At 60.8% G+C, this 21,300-nt stretch carries 19 protein-coding genes; 10 read left to right on the forward strand and 9 right to left on the reverse strand.

All coding sequences use genetic code 11. The features are described from left to right. Nucleotides 1-51 precede the first annotated feature (51 nt). Nucleotides 52-1,119, forward strand: coding sequence for an ABC transporter substrate-binding protein (locus tag AC22G1_RS11350; RefSeq protein ID WP_487313478.1), 1,068 nt, complete (start codon nt 52-54; stop codon nt 1,117-1,119). Next, the gene (locus AC22G1_RS11355; RefSeq protein WP_487313479.1) at nt 1,116-2,732 is read left to right on the forward strand and encodes a hypothetical protein; all 1,617 of its coding nucleotides are present in this window, start codon (nt 1,116-1,118) and stop codon (nt 2,730-2,732) included. Before AC22G1_RS11350 ends, AC22G1_RS11355 begins: the two co-directional genes overlap by 4 nt. On the opposite strand, the gene nagZ is transcribed toward AC22G1_RS11355, so the two are convergent. The 3 genes from nagZ to psrA all read right to left on the reverse strand — a co-directional run bounded on the left by nagZ (nt 2,693) and on the right by psrA (nt 6,828). Further along, nucleotides 2,693-3,691 carry a beta-N-acetylhexosaminidase gene (gene nagZ, locus AC22G1_RS11360; RefSeq protein ID WP_487313480.1) on the reverse strand — a complete coding sequence of 333 codons (999 nt, stop codon included), beginning with the start codon at nt 3,689-3,691 and terminating at the stop codon, nt 2,693-2,695. The two genes, AC22G1_RS11355 and nagZ, sit on opposite strands and share 40 nt — an antisense overlap. Before the next feature lie 112 nt (nt 3,692-3,803). Next, nucleotides 3,804-6,134 carry an acyl-CoA dehydrogenase gene (locus tag AC22G1_RS11365; RefSeq protein WP_417357783.1) on the reverse strand — a complete coding sequence of 777 codons (2,331 nt, stop codon included), beginning with the start codon at nt 6,132-6,134 and terminating at the stop codon, nt 3,804-3,806. 31 nt (nt 6,135-6,165) lie between these two features. After that, nucleotides 6,166-6,828 carry a TetR family transcriptional repressor PsrA gene (gene psrA, locus AC22G1_RS11370; protein ID WP_487313481.1) on the reverse strand — a complete coding sequence of 221 codons (663 nt, stop codon included), beginning with the start codon at nt 6,826-6,828 and terminating at the stop codon, nt 6,166-6,168. Between the two features lie 346 nt (nt 6,829-7,174). Here psrA and AC22G1_RS11375 point away from each other — a divergent pair, with 346 nt between their 5' ends. The 7 genes from AC22G1_RS11375 to secF all read left to right on the forward strand — a co-directional run bounded on the left by AC22G1_RS11375 (nt 7,175) and on the right by secF (nt 13,904). Next, complete coding sequence (locus tag AC22G1_RS11375) at nt 7,175-7,591, forward strand: hypothetical protein (RefSeq protein ID WP_487313482.1); 417 nt, start codon at nt 7,175-7,177, stop codon at nt 7,589-7,591. A gap of 57 nt (nt 7,592-7,648) precedes the next feature. Then, nucleotides 7,649-8,098, forward strand: coding sequence for a GNAT family N-acetyltransferase (locus AC22G1_RS11380; RefSeq protein WP_487313483.1), 450 nt, complete (start codon nt 7,649-7,651; stop codon nt 8,096-8,098). 87 nt (nt 8,099-8,185) lie between these two features. Then, nucleotides 8,186-10,126, forward strand: coding sequence for a protein-disulfide reductase DsbD family protein (locus AC22G1_RS11385; RefSeq protein WP_487313484.1), 1,941 nt, complete (start codon nt 8,186-8,188; stop codon nt 10,124-10,126). After that, on the forward strand, nt 10,123-10,707 hold the full coding sequence (locus AC22G1_RS11390) for a thioredoxin family protein (RefSeq protein ID WP_487313485.1): 585 nt from the start codon (nt 10,123-10,125) through the stop codon (nt 10,705-10,707). Before AC22G1_RS11385 ends, AC22G1_RS11390 begins: the two co-directional genes overlap by 4 nt. A gap of 47 nt (nt 10,708-10,754) precedes the next feature. Next, a complete protein-coding gene (locus tag AC22G1_RS11395; RefSeq protein ID WP_487313486.1) occupies nt 10,755-11,141 on the forward strand; it encodes a hypothetical protein in 387 nt (128 codons plus the stop codon). Nucleotides 11,142-11,202: 61 nt separating this feature from the next. Continuing rightward, nucleotides 11,203-12,987, forward strand: a complete 1,785-nt coding sequence (gene secD / locus AC22G1_RS11400; protein ID WP_487313487.1) for a protein translocase subunit SecD — start codon at nt 11,203-11,205, stop codon at nt 12,985-12,987. Further along, a complete protein-coding gene (secF, locus tag AC22G1_RS11405; protein ID WP_487313488.1) occupies nt 12,987-13,904 on the forward strand; it encodes a protein translocase subunit SecF in 918 nt (305 codons plus the stop codon). Before secD ends, secF begins: the two co-directional genes overlap by 1 nt. Before the next feature lie 29 nt (nt 13,905-13,933). Here secF and mtgA read toward each other — a convergent pair whose 3' ends face one another. Next, nucleotides 13,934-14,611 (reverse strand): monofunctional biosynthetic peptidoglycan transglycosylase, encoded by a 678-nt coding sequence (gene mtgA / locus AC22G1_RS11410; RefSeq protein WP_487313489.1) that lies wholly within the window; start codon nt 14,609-14,611, stop codon nt 13,934-13,936. 84 nt (nt 14,612-14,695) lie between these two features. Between mtgA and AC22G1_RS11415 the strand changes: the two genes are divergently transcribed. Next, nucleotides 14,696-15,550, forward strand: a complete 855-nt coding sequence (locus AC22G1_RS11415) for a nitrilase-related carbon-nitrogen hydrolase (protein WP_487313490.1) — start codon at nt 14,696-14,698, stop codon at nt 15,548-15,550. 39 nt (nt 15,551-15,589) lie between these two features. On the opposite strand, the gene AC22G1_RS11420 is transcribed toward AC22G1_RS11415, so the two are convergent. The 5 genes from AC22G1_RS11420 to AC22G1_RS11440 all read right to left on the reverse strand — a co-directional run bounded on the left by AC22G1_RS11420 (nt 15,590) and on the right by AC22G1_RS11440 (nt 21,173). Further along, nucleotides 15,590-17,026 (reverse strand): carbon starvation CstA family protein, encoded by a 1,437-nt coding sequence (locus AC22G1_RS11420; protein ID WP_487313491.1) that lies wholly within the window; start codon nt 17,024-17,026, stop codon nt 15,590-15,592. 100 nt (nt 17,027-17,126) lie between these two features. Further along, nucleotides 17,127-17,825: a two-component system response regulator BtsR gene (btsR, locus tag AC22G1_RS11425; protein ID WP_487313492.1), complete on the reverse strand. Its 699-nt coding sequence runs from the start codon at nt 17,823-17,825 to the stop codon at nt 17,127-17,129. Next, nucleotides 17,822-19,486: a LytS/YhcK type 5TM receptor domain-containing protein gene (locus AC22G1_RS11430; protein WP_487313493.1), complete on the reverse strand. Its 1,665-nt coding sequence runs from the start codon at nt 19,484-19,486 to the stop codon at nt 17,822-17,824. The genes btsR and AC22G1_RS11430 overlap by 4 nt, the downstream gene beginning before the upstream one ends. After that, nucleotides 19,487-20,488: an isoaspartyl peptidase/L-asparaginase family protein gene (locus tag AC22G1_RS11435; RefSeq protein WP_487313494.1), complete on the reverse strand. Its 1,002-nt coding sequence runs from the start codon at nt 20,486-20,488 to the stop codon at nt 19,487-19,489. A 64-nt stretch (nt 20,489-20,552) separates the two neighbouring features. Next, on the reverse strand, nt 20,553-21,173 hold the full coding sequence (locus AC22G1_RS11440) for a hypothetical protein (protein WP_487313495.1): 621 nt from the start codon (nt 21,171-21,173) through the stop codon (nt 20,553-20,555). Between the last annotated feature and the right edge of the window lie 127 nt (nt 21,174-21,300).

Below are 21,300 nucleotides of genomic sequence, written 5' to 3' on the forward strand. Positions count from 1 at the left end.
TTTACCCCAGGACGAAGCATGTAAAATGCTTGTGAATAACAAAGGATCACCATGGCGCGGTTTGTTCTTCTCCTGTTGTTGCTGTTATCCCCCCTGGCGGCCCATGCCGTTACCAGGGTGACCTTCCTGAACCCGGGTTATGCCAACGAACCCTTCTGGGAAAATGTCGACCAGTTTTTGATAGCGGCCGCTGCCGACCTGGACGTACAAGTGGAGATCCTCCACGGCAACCGCGACGAGAAAACCCTGCTGGACTTGGCCAAAGCCGTTAGCCGCCGCCAGGACAAACCCGATTACGTGATGGCGGTTAACGACAAGGGCCTGGGAGTAGAGCTGGTCAAGTTGTTCGACAGCGCCAAGATCCCCATCATGCTGGTGCTAAACGACCTCGACCAAGGCCAGCAGCAACAGCTGGGCCTGCCCCGCCAACATTACCCTTACTGGCTTGGCACCCTGGTGCCGGATAACCTCCAGGCAGGCGAGCAGGTGGCAGGCGCCCTCTCCGGGCTGATGCCAAATAAAACCGTGCCGCTGGTGGCCATTGCCGGCGACAGGGGCACCCCGGCCGGCCTTAACCGCCAAGCCGGCCTCCTTTGGGCAACCCGTAAACACCCCGAGCTCAAGCTTCGCGCCATCCGCTACGGCTTTTGGCAAGAATCCCGTGCCCGCCGCCAGATGGCCCAACTGCTGACCCAATACCCGGACATCAAAGCGGTGTGGGCCGCAGACGACCAAATGGCCTTTGGCGCTATCGACGCCATCCGTGCCAAGGGCCTGGAACCGGGCCGCGACATTTTGGTGGGCACCTTTAACAGCTCGGCCAAGGCGCTGCGGCTACGCCGCTCCGGGGCCATTTCGGCCCTGGCTGGTGGCCACTTCATGGCGCCGGGCCTGGCGCTGGTGTTGTTGGTGGATTACCAAAACGGCTTTGATTTTGCCAAGGACGACGGCCTGCAAATTCAGCTGCCGCTCTTTCACCTGCTCATTCCCGGCACGGCGCTGTTCAACATGATGGCCGCCCACGACTGGCTGGATATCAACTTTCGCGCCATGAGCAAGGTGCACACCCCCTACCAGGGTCCCCACCGCTTCGAGCTGCAAATGAGGCCCCGGCCATGAACCTTCGCCGCCTGCCCCTTGGCACCCGGTTTTTGTGGAGCGTGATGCTCTACTCGTCGGTACTGACCTTGCTGTTTGTGCTGGTCAACCTCTATGCCCGCTACCAGCAGGAGCTGACCGAGCTTCGCCAGCGGGTCGACCAGATAGAAAGCATTACCCTGCCCGCCCTCGCCCAATCGGTGTGGGATCTCAACCAGTCCCAGGTGGAGTTGCAGCTAAAGGGCATTACCCGCATCCCCGACGTGGTATCGGCAAGGCTGGTCACCACGGAAGGCACCATCACCACCCTCGGCCACCCCGGCCGCAAGGACAACACGGTGCTGTTTGCGGTGCGCCGGGCAACCCAGGAGCTGGGCCAGCTGGAGGTTGGGGTTAGCTACCAGCGCATTTACGACGAGCTGTGGCAGCACGCCGAGGTGCTGGTACTGACCCAAGGGGTGAAGACCTTTTTAGTGTCTCTGCTGATGGTGATGCTGGTGGGCCGGATGATCACCCGCCACCTGGAAGACTTATCACTGCAAATAAAAGAAGGGCAAAGCCGCTTTGCCCTTAACCGCCAGGGCGACGAGAAAGACGAGCTGGCCACCCTGGTTGAAGCCCTTAACCAGCTTTCCCAGGAGCGGGAGCGCCAGCTCTCGGCCCTGGCCGATTCCAAAGCTGCGCTGGATAACCAGCACAAGCGCCTGGAAGCCGAAGTGGCGCGGCAAACCCAGGTGCTAAGAAAAGAAAGCGAACTGGCGGTGATGATGGGCGAACTTGCCGCCAACCTTTTGGAGCAGCGCTTTGAAGACCTGGATCGGGTGCTGCAACAAACCCTCACCCTCCTTGGCCGCAAGCTGGGGCTTAAAAGCCTTACCCTCTTTGAACAGGTATTGGTGCGGGCCCACTGGCCCGAGGCCGAACCGGTGTGGCCGCTTTGGAGCGCCCCTGAAGCACAGCGGGTGCTGCGGGCCGGCCAACACTTTTTTGACCCGGCCAAAGGGGTGCTGGCGCTGCCGCTAAAAGACCAGGGCCTTAACCGCGGCGCGCTGATGGTAACCGGCAGCCTCGATGAGCAGTGGATGGACAGCTACTTTAACCACCTGCACCGTTTCACCTCCTTTGTGGCCGCCCTCCTGGCGCGCCAGCAAAGCACTCAGCTGTTTACCCCCATTGGCTGGCAGCGCGAGCAACAGCAACAACAATGGCAAGACGAGCGCCAGGGCCGTACCGCCCTGGCAGCCCTTGCCGCCAACCAAGCCGGGGCCGGCGGCTTTTTAACGGTCATTTTGTGGGAATTTTCCGGCCGTGGCGAGCTGCCAGCCGACCGCTTTGCCGAGCTGCGCTCGGCCATCAGCCACGGCATGCCCGACACCTTGTTTGTGAAATTGTCCCAGCGATTATTGATGGTGGCCCTGGCCGGCCCCGGCCCCCAGGCCATCGACACCCTGGCCAAGGCGCTGATGAGCGAGCTGAGATCCCTGGCTAAACCCCTTGAGGTGCACGCCGGCGGCTTTTGCCTGCAGGTAAGAGCCGCCCTGCCCTACGAGCAGTTGATGGAAATGGCCGACCGGGCGCTGTTTCAAGCCCGCAGTCAGGCCGGTGGCTGCTTTATCGAAACCAGTAGCGACTGAGCCCGGGCCAAGGTTTCAAGGCTCACCGCCAGCGGGCCGGCCCTAAGGGCGTCAAAATCCACAGTTGCCTCCCCTGCAATAGCGGCAAGGATGGGCGGGTAATTGGCCGGCTCGTTGCAGCACAGCAATAAATCGCAGCCTGCCAGGCTCGCCGCCACTGCCCGCTCGGCAGGACTGCCAAGGCCATGGGCGCCTTTCATGCTCAAGTCGTCCGAGAACACCAAGCCCCTAAAGCCCAGCTCGCCGCGCAGCCTTCCTTGCAGCCACAAGGGGGAGGATGAGGCCGGTTTGTTATCCAGCGCCGGGTAAATCACGTGGGCCGGCATGATGGCGTCCAGGCTGCCAGCCTTGATAAGCGCCCGAAACGGCTGCTCGTCGGTGGCGGCAATGTCCTTGAGGGAACGGTTGTCGATGGCTTGGTGAAGGTGGGTGTCTTCGGTGACCTGGCCGTGGCCGGGGTAGTGTTTGGCGCAGCTTGCCATACCGCCGTCACGCATGCCCTTGGCGTAGGCCGCCGAGAGCCGGGTTACCCAGAAAATATCGGCACCGAAGGCGCGGTCGCCAATCACGCTCTGGTTAACGCCAAGGTCCAGCACCGGGGCGTAGCTCATGTCTACTCCCACTTCGATAAGCTCGGCGGCCATCACCAGGCCAGAGCTCCAGGCCAGATACTCGGCCACCGCCAGGTTATCCCCGGCCAGGGCGCGCAGCTCCCCTGCTGCTGGCAGACGGGTAAAGCCGCTTCGAAACCGCTGCACCCGGCCCCCTTCGTGGTCAACCGTGACCAAAATGGGCTTACCGGCGGCGGTGCGGCAATCGAGAATAAGCTGCTTGAGCTGCGCCGGGTTCTCATAATTGCGGGTAAAGAGGATAAGACCGGCGCAGGCCTCATGAGCCAGCCACAGGGCTTCGTCTTCGGCCAAGGATTTGCCGCGAAGGTCGATTAAAAGCTGGGCCATCCGGCTCTCCAAAACACTGTTTTTGCCAGTATACCAAGGCCTTACCTTAACAAGGCCCATCTTCTGCCAACAAAAAAGCCGCCCGAAGGCGGCTTTTTCACTGCACCGTTATTTAGGCGGCACTGGAGGGGCTGGCCCCTTCACTGGAGACACCGTGGCCTTCCAAAACGCCGGGGGCGAAATGGTCAACCTGGATGGCTTGGTAACGCAGGGCTTCGGCGGTGCGGATTTGCTCGGCTTCTTCCTGGCTAATGACGCCCGCTTCCAGGCCCAGCTCGATGGCCTGGTTAAAGGGAATGCGCTTGGCGATGGTACCGCTGCGCTGGGCCTTGAGAATTTTCTTCTCGATGCCGGCTGCACCTACCATGGCCTGGAAGGCACGTTCCATCACGCCCACGGCGTCGTCTTTGTCGTCAGAGACAAACACCAGGTGGGTCAGGCGGTCACGGGCCACGCCAGGCTGCATCAGGGCGGTGGCGATTTGCTCGCCAATCTTATCGTTCGGCATTTTGTAGTTCACGCCAAACGGGAAGATCACGCGCTTGAGCACATTGGCCATGAAACGGTTGTCGAAGTTGGCAAAGAAGCCTTCGAAAGCGACGCCAATTTCGAACAGCAGTTTTTGGATGCTGTAGTGCACGTACGGCAAGTCAGCGACCTGGCGGCCTTCGTCTTCGTAGCGTTTAAGAACCGCTGAGGCCAGATACAGGCTGGACAGCACGTCGCCCAGGCGGGCAGACAGCCGCTCGCGGCGCTTGAGATCGCCACCCAAGGTCAGCATGGAGATGTCGGCGCACAGGGCCAGGCCCTTGGACATGCGAGATAGCTGCTTGTAGTAGCGGGCCGTTTCGCCAGACACAGGGGCACTGTTGAACGCGCCGCCGGTCAGGCCCTGGAACAGGGAGCCGAAGAAGTTACCCATGCCAAAGGCAATGTGTTTAACCAGCAGGCCGTCAAAGTCTTTGAGGCCCTGGGCTTCGTCGGGGTTGGCCGCCGCTTCCATTTCGCCAAAGACGTAAGGGTGACAGCGGGTGGCGCCCTGGCCGAAGATCATCAGGTTACGGGTCAGGATGTTGGCCCCTTCCACGGTAATGGCCACCGGAATCCCCAGGTAACCGTGGCCCAGATAGTTCTGGGGCCCGAACTGGATACCTTTACCGGCATGGATGTCCATGGCGTGGTCCAGCACCTTACGGGCGCGCTCGGTCATGTGGTATTTAGCGATGGCGGTGACAACCGACGGGCTCAGGCCCATGTCCAGCGCGGTCACGGTCAGGCGGCGAGACGATTCCAGCAGGTAGGTGTCGGCACCAATCTCGGCCATGGCCTCCTGGATACCTTCAAAGCGGCCGATGGACAGGCCAAACTGGCGGCGAACATAGGCGTAAGCGCCGGTCATGCGGGCAGACAGGTGGCCGGTGGCGGTGCCCAGTGCCGGCAGGGAGATACCACGGCCAGCAGACAGACATTCCACCAGCATGCGCCAGCCTTTGCCTGCAAAGTCGGGGCCGCCGATGATCCAGTCGATGGGGATAAAGACGTTTTCGCCGAAGGTCGGGCCGTTCATGAAGGCCAGACCCAGCGGGAAGTGACGGTCACCCACGCGCACACCGGGGTGGCTGGTGGGGATAAGGGCACAGGTGATGCCGATGTCTTTTTTGTCGCCCAACAGGCCATCAGGGTCTTTGAGCTTGAACGCCAGGCCCAGCACGGTGGCCACCGGGGCCAGGGTGATGTAGCGCTTGTTCCAGTTCAGGCGAATACCCAGCACTTCTTTGCCTTCGAACTCGCCTTTGCAGACGATACCTTCGTCGGGAATGGCGCCGGCGTCAGAGCCCGCTTCAGGGCCGGTCAAGGCAAAACAAGGTACTTCGGTGCCGTTGGACAGACCCGGCAACCAGCGATTTTTCTGCTCGTCGGTACCGTAGTGCATCAGCAGCTCGCCCGGGCCCAGGGAGTTGGGCACCATCACGGTCACGGCGCAAGACAGGGAGCGGGTGGCGATACGGGAAACGATGGTGGAGTTGGCCACAGCCGAGAACTCACGGCCCCCAAAGGCTTTGGGGATGATCATCGCAAAGAAGCCTTCTTTTTTCAGGAAGTCCCACACTTCCTTAGGCATGTCTTTGGTTTCATGAACAATCTTGTAGTCATCCAGCATTTTCAGCAGGGTTTCTACCTGGTTGTCCATAAAGGATTGCTCGTCACTGTTGAGCTCGGAGCGCTTGGTGTCCAGCAGCTTTTTCCAGTCGGGCTTGCCGCGGAACAGATCACCGTCCCACCAGACATCGCCCGCTTCCATCGCTTCCCTTTCGGTTTGCGACAGCGGCGGCAGGATTTTTTTGAAGATACCAAACACCGGTTTGGTGATGAGATTGCGGCGTATATCCGGGACCCCGAGGATCACGGCCAATGCCACCAGGATCAGCAACAGAAACACCATTTTCCTTTCCTCTTACGTAGTGGAACGCAGTTCAGGCTGCGTCTTGTGAATTGCCAACAGCCACAGGCAGCGGCGCGGTCATAGCCGACGCCAGGTAGGGCACCAGCCTGTGAATGAGACTCTCGATACTGTTTTGCTCGCCAAAATCGCTCTCGGCGATTTCGGTCAGGGCCATGCTGGACGCCATGGTGAACACCACGGTGCCCAGGGTGAAGTGCAGCCGCCAGAACACCTCGTTATCGGGGATGCCCGGCGTGGCTTTCTTCACCGCCGCCATAAAGGCGCCGAGGGCGTCGCCGTAACTGCCGGTAATAAAGCGGCGCAGGTGGCCCTGCTTCTCGCTGTAGCCGCGCCCCAACAGCTGCATGAAGATGCCGGTACCGCCGGGGCGAAAATTCCCCAGTGCCAGCAGCGGCGCGACAAAAGCCCCGAACACCTCGGTCATTTCCAGGCTGTCCTTGGCCAGCAGCTGGTCCATGCTGTGTTTGAGCGACGGCATGAAGGTGTCCATGTAGCGGGCCAGCACCGCCTGGATCAGGGCTTTTTTGGAACCAAAATGATAGTTGACGGAGGCCAGGTTCACGCCGGCATCGGAGGTGATAAGGCGCAAGGAGGTGTCGTTGAAGCCCTGCTCGGCGAAGAGCAGCTCGGCAACGTCAAGGATTTGCGCTTTGGTATCAGGTCGACGGGTCATGGCAAACACCGGTATCAAACAGGTGTTTAAAATTTATGTTTACTCATCGGACTTGTCAAGTGAAGTCTCTAACCGCCTAAAAAACCTGCACAAAAAAATTTCACCTGATTTTGTGAACTCCCGCAGAGACTGCTGGTCATAAGTTGTGCACGGCATGCGATACCCGTGCATTTTGAAGTTCTCTCCCTGGACCCGGTAAGCCCCCAACCGTCAATTGAAGGCTTACCGGGCTTTTTTATGCGCGCTCGCCAGCAGCTTTGAACCAAGCGGCTTGAATTCGGCCCTCGAACATGGTCAGTTAACAGCAGTTATTCCTGCTAGATCATTGTTTTCGAAAGGAGAATTTATGCGCGCCTATTGTCTTTCCCTGGTAGCGCTGTTCAGTATCGCGGCCCACGCCGTCAGCCTGGACGACCAGTTCGATCGCCAGATCGAGGTCCCCGGCAAGGCGCAGGTGATTTTCTTCGCCGCGGACATGGATGCCAACGATCTCATCAAGGATGCCTTCGGCAAGGACAAAGACGACACCATGGCCAAGGCCGGGGTGCTCTATGTGGCCGATATCTCCAAGATGCCGGGGCTGGTGTTTAAGCTTTTTGCCAAATCGAAGATGCAAAAATACCCCTACCGCATGGCCCTTGATAAAGAAGGTGACGCCACCGCTGACTGGCCCCACGAAAAGGGCGCGGTGACCATCATCGAGGGTAAAGAGCATCATTTCTGTAAAGACGTGAGCTGCCTTAAATCGGCCCTCGCCCCCTAATGCCAAAGGGAGCCAGCGGCTCCCTTTTTTGTTGCCTTCCATTTATTTAGAGCCGCCATGGAACTCACCATCGCTTCTCTCTTGGCCACCCCTACCCTTGCCGCCGCCTTGGACGCGTGGGTGGGCTCAGCCGCCGAGCGCACCCGCTGGGCCGGCCCCGGCCTTAAAGACGGCTTTACCCTGGCAGAGCTTGGCTTTGACCAGCGCCAAAACTTCGGCGGCTTTTATGCCGGGGAGCTGATTGCCTTCGCCCAAATGGGCCCGCGCCACGGCTGCCTGCACCTATCCAGAGTGATTATCCACCCGCAGTGGCGCGGCAAAGGCCTCGGCCGGTTGTGGCTACAGCAGCTGATGGCCACCTCCCCCGATACCGCCTTTGGCCTTAACGTTTACCCGGATAACCTGGCGGCCATTGGCTGTTACCAGAGCCTCGGCTTTGCGCCCTGGCCAGCGCTTTGCGACCACCCCGGCGTGCTCTATTACCGGCGCCAGGCAGATGGCGGTTAACAGCGGCGGCAGATGACCAGGCCATCAGGTGTTAACCCCGGGTAAGCTGGTTTATGCTGACTGCCCGGCCAGCCCAAAGGACTCAACATGCGGCCCGCTTTATTTTTCGCCTTGCTCCTGGCACTGCTGACCATCAAAACGGCCAGGGCCGAGCCGGTACAGGCGCCCCACATTGCCGTTGATATCAAAGCCGATGTCAGCACCTTCGTCCCCGGCCAGCCATTTTGGGTGGCGGTTAACTTTGTGCCCGAACCCCACTGGCATACCTATTGGCAAAATCCTGGCGACTCGGGCCTGGCCCCCACCCTCGAATGGCAACTGCCCCCCGGCTGGCAGGCTGGCGCCATTCAATGGCAAGTGCCCAAAGCCATCGACATCGGCGGCATTATCAACTTCGGTTTTGAAGGCCCATCGACCCTTCTGGTGCAGCTCACCCCGCCCAAAGACGCCCAAAGCCTAGCGGTGAAGGTCAAAGCCTCCTGGCTGGTTTGCCAGGAAGCCTGTATTCCCGGAGACGCCATGCTGAGCCTGGCACTTAGCGCCGGTAAGGCGGCGCAAAAGGACAACAGCGGCTTTTTCGACGAGGCCCGGCAAAAGCTGCCGGCCGTGTTGCCCGGGCGGGGGCGCATGGAGCTACAGCAAAACGTGGTGTCTTATGCCCTGCAGGTGCCCGAGCTTATAGGCACCCTGCCCAAGGTGTTTGTGGCCAACCCCGAGCTGGTGGAAAACGGCGCCAAGCCGCAGCTCTTGTGGCAAGGCGACACCTTGCTGCTGAGCCTGCCTAAAAACCCCTACTTTACCGAGCCCCCCACCGATCCCAAGGTGCTGCTGGTGACCCCGGATAAGTCCGTGTTGGTCACCATGGCCCAGCCCAAGGCCCCGGCGGCCGGGCACAAGGCGCTGTGGCTTTTGTGCCTGATGGCGCTGGCTGGAGGCTTGGTGCTTAATATCATGCCCTGCGTGTTCCCGGTGCTGGCCATCAAGGCCCTGCACCTTAAAGCCGGGCAAGGCCTGCAATACCTGGCCGGGGTGCTGGTGAGCTTTTGGGTGCTGGCGCTGACCCTCTTTGCGCTTCGCCAAGCTGGCGAAGCGGTGGGCTGGGGCTTTCATTTGCAATCGCCGGTGTTCGTGGCCCTTTTGGCCAGCCTGTTCGCCTTTATGGGCCTGAGCCTGTTGACCCGGTTGGAGCTTGGCACCCGGCTGATGTCCCTTGGGCAAGACAGCATCGAGCACGGCCACCCGCTTGAAGCCTTTTTAACCGGAGTGTTGGCGGTGGTGGTGGCAAGCCCCTGCACCGCCCCCCTGATGGCCCCGGCCATCGGCATCGGCCTGACCTTGCCCCTTTGGAAGTTGCTGCTGGTGTTTAGCGCTCTGGGGCTTGGCTTGGGGCTGCCCATGGTGCTGCTGGAGAACCTACCCGCATTGCGCCGCGCTTTGCCGAGGCCAGGGCCCTGGATGGCGACCGTTAAAAAGATACTCGCCTTTCCGCTGCTGCTCACCGCCGTCTGGCTGCTGTGGGTGATGAATAACTTGAGCGGCCAGGGCTTTTGGCTGCTGGCGGCCTGGGTGCTTGGGGTCGGAGTCTGGCTGCTGCCCCATCGGCTGTTCAAGGTATTGGCCTGGTTGCCGCTGCTGCTGGTGGCGCTGCTGCCCCTTTGGCGCTCAGTCGACAAGCCGCCCTCCCTTGCCTTTGACGAGACCACCCTCAAAGAAAGGCTGGCCCAGCACCGGCCGGTGCTGGTGAACATGACCGCCGACTGGTGCATTACCTGCAAGGTTAACGAAAGCACCACTTTGGCCCGGGAGGAAACCCGCGCCCTGTTTACCCTCTATGACGTGACCTACCTCGAAGGCGACTGGACCGCCCGCGACCCGGTCATAACCCGCTATCTGGAGAGCTTTGGCCGCGCTGGCGTGCCGCTCTATGTGCTCTATGATCAGCAAGGCAAGCCCCATGTGCTGCCGCAACTGCTGACCCCTGGCCTGCTGGCAAATGCCCTCAAAGATGCCTTGGAGAACACCCCATGAAAGCCTGGTTACTGCTCTGCCTGCTTGCCCTGCCCGCCCTGGCGTTGACGCCGGGCGACAAGGCCCCGGATTTCACCCTCCAAGGCAGCGACGGCAAACGTTATCAGCTCAGTGAGTTTACAGGCCGCTATGTCATTCTCGAGTGGACCAACGACCAATGCCCCTTTGTGCAAAAACACTACGAGTCTGGCAACATGCAGGGCTTGCAGCAGGCCTACACCGGCCAAGGCGTGGTGTGGCTGTCGGTTATCTCCTCGGCCCCTGGCAAGCAGGGCCACGTTACTGCCACCGAGGCAAACCAGCTCAGCGCCAGCCGCGGCGCCCACCCCAGCGCCGTGCTGTTTGACCAAGACGGCGCCGTTGGCCGCCGCTATGGCGCCCGCACCACGCCGCACCTTTTTATCATCGATAAAACCGGCACCTTGCAATACATGGGCGGCATCGACTCCATCGCCAGCGCCGATCCGGCTGATATCCCCAAGGCGCGCAACTATGTCAAAGCCGCCATGGACGCGCTGTTAGCCGGTAAAACGGTGCCAACACCGGTCTCCCGCCCTTACGGCTGCTCGGTAAAATATTGAGCTGAGTAACGGGCCGGTGGTAGATTGGCCCGGCTAACCCACACCGGATGACGACGCTGCGCACCTTTTTCACCGCCTTATTGCTGGTTTTTGCCCTGGGGACCCTTGGTCACCCGGTGCCTTCGGCCGTGGCCGCGCCCCAGCATGGCAGCACCGTCAAGCAAAGCCAGGGCGATAAGGTCCCGGCGGTACTTAACCTCATCAAGCTGCAACGTCACTTCACCCATCAGGGCCTGGATGACGAGCCCCGCACACCCAATTACGGCCTGGTATTCGAGGCCAAAATCGCTCCCGCACCGGCCTTTTGCCGCGGCTTTCGCCAGCAAAAACCGCCGGGCTGCGACTGGGCCCTCAATATTGCCGACAGCCCCGGCTTTGTTGCCGGCGGCCGCTTAACCCACAACCTTGACCGCTTCGCTGCCTGGCGCAGCTGATCTCCTCACGCAAAGACCGATTTTTATTTTGCAAAGCGGCCCCATGCCGCGAGGAGACCCTATGCCTTATCCACGGGGCAATGCCCCTGTGCTCATCAACCGGCTGGCCGGTTGGAAATACGCCGTGCTGCTTATCAGCCTGGTGCTGCTGACCTTAAGCGCCCTGCCCACCCTTTTTGGCGAAAGCCCAAGGATTGCTGTCACCGCCAAGGCGCCCCTAAGCGCCAGCACCTTAAAAACCCTGCTGGGCGAGGTGGAAGTTACCGCCATCAAGGCAAGCGGTAACCAGGCCGATATCGTGCTGGCAAACGCCAGTGACGCCCTGCCCACCCAAAAAGCCCTTAAGGCCGCCCTGCCCGGCGCGGCCGTGGTGCTGGACCAGCAAAGCAAAGCACCAACGTGGCTGCAAGAGCTTGGCATGCGCCCCATCCACCTGGGCCTTGACCTTCGCGGCGGCGTGCAGTTTATCCTCGCCGTGGATACCCAGGCGGCCCTTAATGCCCAGCTCAGCAGCGCCCGCGACGACATCAGCGAGATGATGGATGTGGCCAGCGTGCAGTTAAGCGGCCAGGCCCTGGTTATTCACCCGCGCCACGGCAGCAGCCTTGGCCAGTTGCAGCAGCTGTTAACCCGCCAATACCCCAAGTGGCAGCAGCGTCTTGACGGCGATGCCATCCGCCTGAGCTTTAGCGACCAGGAGCAGCAAAGCCAGGTGCAGCTGGCCATGGACCAAACCCTTGGCATCATGCGAAGCCGCATCAACGAGCTGGGGATCACCGAAGCGGCAGTAATGCGTGACGGCAAGGCACGCATTCGCATCGAGATCCCCGGCGTGCAAGACCCCACCGCCGCCCGCAACATCATCGGCGCCACCGCATCCCTTGAGTTTCGCCAGGCCTTTACCGGGCCGGGCGCCGGGCGGGTGCAGGTGAGCGGCGAGCAGGGCCAGCCCCTGTGGCTGAGCCGCAAACCGGTACTGACCGGCAGCCATATCATTGACGCCCGCTCCGGGGTCGACGACATGGGCCGCCCCCAGGTGTCGATTGAGGTAGATAGCCAAGGCGCCGCGCAAATTGGGGATTTCAGCCGCCAGCACGTGGGGGATGCCATGGCCACCCTCTTTACCGAATACCAAAAGAGCGCCGAGGGCAACACCGTTAAAACCAGCCGGGTGATCAACGTGGCCACCATCCAAAGCGCCCTGCCGGCCAGCTTTCGCATCACCGGCATTGGCAGCCAGCAACAGGCCCAGCAACTGTCCTTGCTGCTGCGGGCCGGCTCCTTGACGGCGCCGGTCACCATCATCGCCCAAAGTACCCTGGGCCCGAGCCTTGGCAGTGAGAACATCCATAACGGCCTGATGGCCCTGAGCCTGGGCCTTGGCACCTGCCTGCTATTTGTGGCGCTGTGGTACCGGCGCTTTGGCTGGGTGGCCAACCTGGCACTGGTGGCTAACCTGTTCATGCTGCTGGGGCTGATGGCGCTGGTGCCAGGCAGCGTGCTGACCCTGCCCGGCATCGCCGGCCTGGTGCTAACGGTGGGCATGGCGGTAGACACCAACGTGCTTATCTTCGAGCGGGTCAAGGAGCTACTGCGGGAAGGTAAAAGCCTGGGCCAGTCCATCCACTTGGGTTACGACAACGCCTTTCGCACCATCTTGGACGCCAACCTCACCACCCTTATCACCGCCATCATCCTCTATGGCCTGGGCCGTGGCCCGGTGCAGGGCTTTGCCATTAGCCTGGGGCTGGGGTTACTGACCAGCATGCTCACCGGCATCCTCGGCACCCGCGCCATCATCAACCCCATCTGGGGCCGCGATAACCGTAAAGGGGTCAAGATCTAATGAAAAACCTCAAAACCCTGTCTTTCTGGCGCTACTGCGCCCTGGCCCTGTCTACGGTGATGGTGCTAAGCGCCCTGGTGCTACTGAGCTGGCGAGGCCTGGCCCTTGGCCAGGACTTTACCGGCGGTATGGTGCAAGACATTACCCTGAGCCAGCCGGTCAAGGCCGAGCAACTCACCCAGCTGCTCACCCCCATCCTTAAAGAGCGGCCACAGGTGGTGAAAAACGGCGACGGCTGGCGGATAAGCTACAAACAGGACCCCAGCCCCGATTTTGCCCTGGCCAAGGTGCTGTCGGCCAAGCTCGGCAGCCCCGTAACCCTGGTCAACTCCAGCTTTGTGGGCTCGCAGGTAGGCAGCGGCCAGGTGGCCCAGTCGGCACTGGCAGTGGCCATGGCCGCCCTTGGCATCCTTGCCTATCTGGCGGTGCGCTTTGAGTGGCGCCTGGCAACGGGGGCCATCTTAGCGCTGCTGCACGACGTGGTGCTGGTGCTGGGGGTCTTCTCGCTGTTTGGCTTCGAGTTCGACCTTACCGTCCTGGCGGCGCTACTGGCGGTGATGGGGTATTCGGTGAACGACTCGATTGTGGTGGCCGACCGCCTGCGCGAAACCTTAGGTAAGCGCCATAAAACGCCGATGCCCGAGTTGGTGGATAACGCCATCCGCTCCACCTTTTCCCGCACCTTGGTTACCTCCGGCACCACCCTTTTTACGGTGGGCGCCATCTTGCTGCTGGGGGGCGAGCCGCTGTTTGGGTTTGCCCTGACCCTTTTTGTGGGAATAGTGGTGGGTACTTGGTCGTCTATCTTTGTAGCCGCCACCCTGGGCGAATTGTTTGGATTAAAACCCGAGCACTACATTAAAAAACCCCGGGAGCCCAAAGAAGGCGAACACCTACCGGCAGCGCATTTTCAGTAGCCCCTGCCCGGCCAATGGCCGGGCTTTTTTTATTCCAGCACCCCATCCAGGTAATGGCTGCCAAGCTGGCGCATCTGCCGCTCCACCCAGCTCACGCGCTGGCTAAGATAGGGGGTCAGGTGATTGGGGTCGCGGCTTCGTGGGCTCGGTAGCAGCACCGCCAGCCGCGCCGCCTCATTGGCGGTGAGATAACGAGCCGATTTACCGTAGTAGTGGCGGCTTGCCGCCTCCACCCCATAAATGCCCTTGCCGAACTCGGCCACGTTCAAATACACCTCAAGGATGCGTTTTTTTCCCCACAGCGCTTCGAGACTCAAGGCGAGCCCCGCCTCCAGGCCTTTTCGCACAAAGCTACGCCCCGGCCATAACAAGAGGTTCTTGGCGGTTTGCTGGGTCAGGGTGCTGGCGCCGCGCAGGCCGCCGCCGTCGTCAAACTGGTCCAGGGCCTTGCTGATGGCGGTAAAATCGAGGCCGAAGTGGTCAGGGAAGCGTTGGTCTTCCGAGGCAACGATGGCAAGGGGCACCGTCTTTGGCAGTTTGTCGATGGCCAGCCATTGCTGGTGTACCGGATAGGGGCTTTGCAGCATAAAGGCGGTGGTGGGCGGCGGCACAAAACGCAGCATCAGTAGCACCAGCAGCACCACCACCAAGGCTCGCCATAACGCAAACCAAACCCAGCCGAAAAAACCGCGCCTGCCTTTTGCCATTCGCCTTGCATCCCCATAACCTGAAAAGACAAGTCTAACCTCTGGTTGCAAATCGATGAAAATCAAATGCTTTGAGATTCAGCCATGGTGAATATTGCCAGCTGCCAATACAGGGTTGAAGCGCTGCCCTCCTTTGCCGCCTGGGCCGAAAAGCAGGCCCGGCTGGTGGCGGCCTGTCACGGCGACTTGCTGCTCTACCCCGAGTACGCCAGCCTAGAGCTGCTGGGCTGGCTGCCAAGTCGCACCGCCAAGCACCTGGGCCGCTCCTTAGACGCCTTGCAAGGCGGGCGCGAGGTGTTTGTTGAGACCTTCAGGGCCCTTTCGGCCGGCTTTCACAAGGCCATAGTGCTGCCCAGCTTTCCCTGGCGCCTGGACGACGGCCGCGTTGTTAACCGCGCCTGGTATGCCGATAACGGCCACATTCGCGGCTTTAGCGACAAACAACTGCTGACCCGCTTTGAAACCGAGCGCTGGAGCATCAGCCCCGGCGAGCCAAGCCCCTTGCTGGATTTTCGCGCTATCCCCTTTTCGGTGCAGATTTGCTACGACATCGAATTCCCGCAGCTTTGCCGCCGGCAAGTGGAAGCCGGCGCCCGCTTTGTGCTGGTGCCCTCTTGCACCGACACCCTGGCCGGCTTTCACCGGGTGCGCATCGGCTGCCAGGCAAGGGCTTTGGAAAACCAAACCCTGGTGGTGCAAAGCCCGCTGGTCGGCGAAGCGCCTTTTGCGCCGGCCATCTTTAAAAACCAGGGCAAAGCCGGGTTCTTTACTACCCCTGACTACGGCCTGCCGGATAACGGCGTGCTGGCAGAGTCTGAGCAGCTTGCGCCGCCGCAAAGCCTCTGGCTTAGCCAGCAGATTGACCTCGACGCCCTGGAGGCGGTGCGCCGGGACGGCCAGGTACTCAACCACCGAGACTGGCCCAAACAATGGCCATAAAAAAGCCGGGGCGAACCCCGGCTTTTTTTGTACTCAACCTCAGGCGTTATCCAACAGGCGCTCGGCTTCTTCTTCCGGTACCTGGTGTTTACCGCGCAGCAGCAGCCAGGCCAGTACCAGCACCGAAGAGACAATACCGATGGGCCCAGCGATAGAGAGCGGCAGGTTAAAGCCAATCTCGGCGCTCAGCAGGTAGGCGTTAACCACGCCGGTCATAAACACCGCCGGGATGGTGCACACCCAGTGGAACTTGTCGTGGCGTTTGAGCCAGGCTGCAGCGGTCCACAGCATCATGACGGCGGTCATCTGGTTGGCCCAGCCGAAGTAACGCCAAATCACGTTAAAGTCCATTTTGCTGATCATAAAGCCCACCACGAACATGGGCAGGGCAATGAGCAGGCGCTTGACGATGGGCTTTTGGTCGAAGTTCAAAAAGTCGGCCAGGATCAGGCGCGCCGCGCGGAACGAGGTGTCGCCAGAGGTAATGGGCAGCACCACCACCCCGAGGATGGCCAGGATGCCGCCCACGCTGCCGAGCAGCGAGGTAGACACTTCGTTGACCACGGCAGAGGGGCCGCCAGAGGCAAGGGTGGCTTGCAGGGCGGCGGGGCTATCGTAGAAGGACATGCCCAGGGTCGCCCAGATCATGGCGATGATACCTTCGCCAATCATGGCGCCGTAGAACACGAAGCGGCCATTGCTTTCGTTTTCCACGCAGCGGGCCATCAGCGGCGACTGGGTGGCATGAAAGCCCGACAGCGCCCCACAGGCGATGGTGATAAACAGCAGCGGCCACAGCGGCAAGTCTTTGGGATGCAGGTTCTCAAGGGTAATGCCGGAGGAGTAGAACGGCTTGTCGCTCAGCCCCAGGCCCACCAGCAGGCCCACCGACATAAACACCAGCAGTGCCCCGAACAGCGGGTAGAAACGGCCGATGATCTTATCGATAGGCACTATGGTAGCCAGCATGTAGTAGCCGAAGATAATGGCCACCCACACCGGTACCGAGGTGCCGGAGAGGTTACCCAGCAGCTTGGCCGGGCCCAGGGTGAACACCACCCCCACCAGCAATAGCAGCAATACCGCAAAGCCGTTCATGAAGTGCTTGGCGCCTTTGCCAAGCTCGCGGCCCACCACAGTGGGCACCGAGGCGCCACCGGCTCGCACCGACAGCATGCCCGAGAAGTAGTCGTGTACAGCGCCGGCAAAGATGGAGCCAAACACTATCCACAGCAGGGCTACCGGGCCGTACAGGGCGCCGAGAATGGGGCCGAAAATGGGGCCAAGACCGGCGATGTTCAGAAGCTGCACCAAGTACACCTTTTTGGTGGACATGGGCACAAAATCGACACCGTCGTTCTGGGCAATGGCAGGGGTTGGACGCGCCGGCTTGATGCCGAAGATGCGTTCGATGATTTTTCCGTAGATGAAATAACCGGCGATGAGGGTACAGACGCCGAGTAGGAACCACAGCATTAAGGTTCTCCCGCTTTATAGTTTGCGAAAGAACCTATATACCGTTGACGCACGCGTCACTTTTTTTGCCGCCCAGTGGTCGTAAAGGGCACCTGAGCGGTCAAATGGGCAGCAGGTATTTCTCTTTGAGGAGTTTGAGGTAACGGCGAGACACCGGCACCTTGGTGCCAAAGTGGGTTTCTATCTCGGCGCCGCTTTCTTTGATGGCAATGCCCTTGATGGCATCGGGGTTGACCAGGTATTGGCGGTGCACCCGCAGCAGCGGCAACCGCGCTTCTAAGGTTTTAAGGGGCAGCTGGCAGTGCAGTTGCTCGCCTTGAGAAACCACCTGGGTACCGGTGAGATCCACATAGGCGCAATCGATGTCCTTGGGGGCCACCAGCCGCACCGTATTGCCCTGGTAGCAAGCCAGGCGCTCAAGGGGGGTGGTTTCGTCTTCGCCGGTGGTCAGCCCTTCCAAGCGCTTTAAGGTCTTGGCAAGGCGCGCCGGGTCAACCGGCTTTAGCAGGTAATCCACTGCCGCCTCGTTAAAGGCCTCCAGAGCGTATTGCTGATGGGCGGTCACAAACACCAGGGCCGGGCGGGGCTCGGGCAGCAGGCTGCTCACTTCCACGCCAGACAGCCCCGGCATGTCTACGTCCAGGAAAATCACATCCGGGGTCAGCTCACGGGCTTTGAGCAGGCCATCTTTGCCGTTACCGGCCTCGCCCACCACCTTCACGCCACCGGCTTCTTCCAAAAGGGCCGCCAGCTCATCCCGTGCCAAAGGCTCATCATCGACTAACAACGCCCGGATCATGACAACACTCCTCTTGGCCAACGTAGTTCTGCGCGGGTGTACAGGCCCGGCTCATGGTGGAGCTGAAGTGTACAAGATACCCCCAGGGCGGCAAAGCGCTCGCGCACCAGCTTGAGCCCCAGGCCGTCGCTCTTAACCGGCAGCCTGGCGGCGCTGTCGTCGATGACGATATGCACCTCGTTGCCGTCAAGGCGCGCCTCCAGGCTAACCTGGCCGCCCTCCTCCGCCTGGCTGATGCCGTGCTTGATGGCGTTTTCCACCAGGGTTTGGATGGCAAGGGCAGGCACTTTCTCCCCTTCAAGGCCGGGGCCGAGAGTCTCGATATAGGTGAGCCGCTCGCCAAAGCGCACTTTCTCGATGGCCAGGTAATGGTCGATATGGGCAAATTCTTCGGCCAGGGTCACGGTGACGCTGTGGCGGCCGAGGTTACCGCGCAAAAAGCCCGCCAGGTGCACGATAAGCTCCCGCGCCTTTTTGGCGTCGCGGCGCAGCACCGCCGCCACGGTATTGAGGCTGTTAAACAAAAAGTGCGGGTTAACCTTGGCTTCCAGCGCTTTTAGCTCGGCCTCGGCCAGCAGTGCCCGGTTGGCCTGCAACTGGTCGTGCAGGAGCTGGTTGGAAAGCACCCCGGCAATACCCACCCCGAGGCTGCGGTTGAGGTTTCGAAACAATTTGCGCTTGGGCTCGTAGAGCTTGATGGTGCCCACCACTTCTTTTTCGCCCTTAAGCGGCACCACCAAAGACGAGCCCAGCTCGCAATCGGTGGTGATGGAGCACTGGTAAGGGGTAGAGAGGCCATCGGCAAACACCACCCGGTTAAAACGGATGGCGTCGAGGGTAATGCGTGACGAGATGGGCCGGCCCACCTTGTGGTGATCAGCCCCCATGCCGGTAAAGGCAAGAATTTGCTCGCGGTCGGTAATGGCCACCGCCGCCACCCCGGTTTCGTCTTTGACAATCTCGGCGATGGTGGCTGCCGAGCGGGCATTAAAGCCTTGCTCCAGTACTCCCACGCAGCGCCTGGCGATACGTAGCGCCCGGTCTGACACCGTGGCCGCCAGCTCCTCAGCGCGAAACTTGGCATCGCGGATAAAGCTCATAAAAAGCGCGGCGCCGATGGAATTGGCCAGCATCATGGGCAGGGCAATTTGTTCTACCAGTTCTTTGGCCTGGTCTGAGGGGTGGGCGACGATAAGGATAATGGCCATCTGGCAGCCCTCGGCAAAGAGCCCCAAAAAGAACACTTGCCAGGGGTTGAAGATGCGCTCGGTCTGGCCACAGCGCTGCCAAAAGGCGTGCACCAGCCCCCCTAAAAAACCCTCCCAGGTGGTGGAAATGGCGCAGGCCAGATCGGTAAAACCGCCCATGGAAAAGCGGTGCATGCCGCCGGTAAGGCCCACCGCCGTGCCCACAAAGGGCCCGCCCAGCAAGCCGCCCAAAATGGCACCAATGGCGCGGGTGTTGGCTATGGCCCCCAGGTTCTGCTGGCCAAAGTAGGTGCCCATGATGCAAAAGCCGGAAAAAATGGCATACACCATCAGCTTGTGGATGGGCCAACTGGACAAGCTGGCCAAAGGCCGAAACAGCGGCGTCTTGGAAAAGACGTAAACGATCAGCAGATACACACTCATCTGCTGAAAGAGCGGGAGCACAAGCTGCACTTAGGGGTTTCCGTAGATAAGGGTTTTCTCTTCGGTCCGGGTTTTATAGCCCCGGTACATGCCCTCGGTGTTGAAGGGCTGGGTGATGCTACCATCGGCGCCCATCACGATCACCCCGCCGGTGCCGCCAAGGCTTTGAAGTCTGCCGTGGATCACCTCGTTGGCCGCGGTGGTGACGTCTTTGCCCTGGTAGCGCACCCGGGCACAGATATCGGCAGCAATGTTAAGGCGAATAAAGTACTCGCCATGGCCGGTGGACGACACCGCGCACACGCCGTTCTCGGCATAGGTACCGGCGCCGATAATGGGCGAGTCGCCGATGCGGCCATAGCGCTTGGCGGTCATGCCGCCGGTGGAGGTGGCAGCGGCCAGGTTGCCATTGGCATCCAGGGCTACGGCGCCAACGGTGCCGTATTTGTAGTCGCCGGCCAGGTAATTGCGGGCCTGGTAGCCGGTTTGGGAAATGGCTTTTTTGGCTTTATCCAGCGCCCGTTTGCGGGCCTCGGTATCAAAGTAGTGGTTGTTGACGGTATCGAGCCCCTCGCTCTTGGCAAAGGCGTCGGCCCCGGCGCCAGAGAGCATCACATGGGGGCTGTCCATCATCACCTTGTAGGCGGCGAGAATGGGGTGTTTGACGGTCTTTACCCCGGCCACGGCGCCGGCGTTCAAGGTTTTGCCGTCCATGATGGAGGCGTCCAGCTCGTGCTCGCCGTCCCAGTTGTAAACCGCCCCCTTACCGGCGTTAAACAGCGGCGAGTCTTCCATCACCATGATCGCCGCCTGCACGGCATCCAAGCTGCTGCCGCCTTTATCCAGCACCGCGTAACCGGCGTCCAGGGCCTCGGTGAGCTTGGCGTGGTAGGCCTTTTCCTGGTCCGGGCTCAGGTTGGCACGGGTGATGGTGCCAGCGCCGCCATGGATGGCGATGGCAATGGGCGGTTTGTCGGCGGCTTGGGCGCCCAATGCGGCCCCCAGCAGCAGGCTGCACAGCAAGGTCTTCATGGTGCTCTCCTTGGTTTTTTATGCATCTTTCCAAGCCTTTATTGTTAACACAAGGTCAACACGATCAGTGGTCATCAGGCCTGTCTGAACGGCCGGGCGTCTCCCCCTTGCCGATGAAAAACGCCCCCAGCGCCGCCAGCAGCGCCGGGTGGCCAGCTCGGCGGCGCTGGCGGGCGATTTTGTGGTCAATCAGGCTAAGGTCGTGGTCATCCCCCAGCAGCTGGCCAAGGCCATTGAGGGTGTTGGCGGTCTGCGCGGCCCCCAGCCAATCGCTGTAGGCCTCCAATTGTTTGATGCTCTTTCGTAGCCGGTGCAGAGGTTCGCTTTTGGGATGTTTGCCGTGGCAGGCGCGGTATTGGGCCCGGCCTTTGCAAAAAGCCCGGCTGTAAGCGCTGAGCAGAGCATCGGTCTCTAGCGGCGGCGCCTTTTTAATGGCGGCGGCCAGGGCGCTTGGGTCCGGCACCGGCATCTTGGGCTCGGTTAAGGGCGCCAAGGCCAGCTGCTGATGCCAATAGTGCAGTACCTGGCGGTTACGGGCCGCGCCCAGCTGCTTTTTAAGGCCTTTGGCGGCCTTGGCAAGGGGTCTACAACGGCAGGCCTTGGCCCACGCTTCGGCCTTTTTGGCCACCTTGCGGCACTGGTGTACCGAGCCGCCCTCAAGGGCCGCAAGCAGTTCGGTAGCCATGGGGCTTAACTTTTCCAACCCTTTGTTTTTACTGGCCATAAATCCACATTAGACAAAAGGATAAAGGTAGTGGCGGCGCCGGCATGCTACATCTTCACCATCGCGTAAATTGGAGTTTATCCTTGAT

Source organism: Gallaecimonas zhanjiangensis (genome assembly GCF_057624825.1).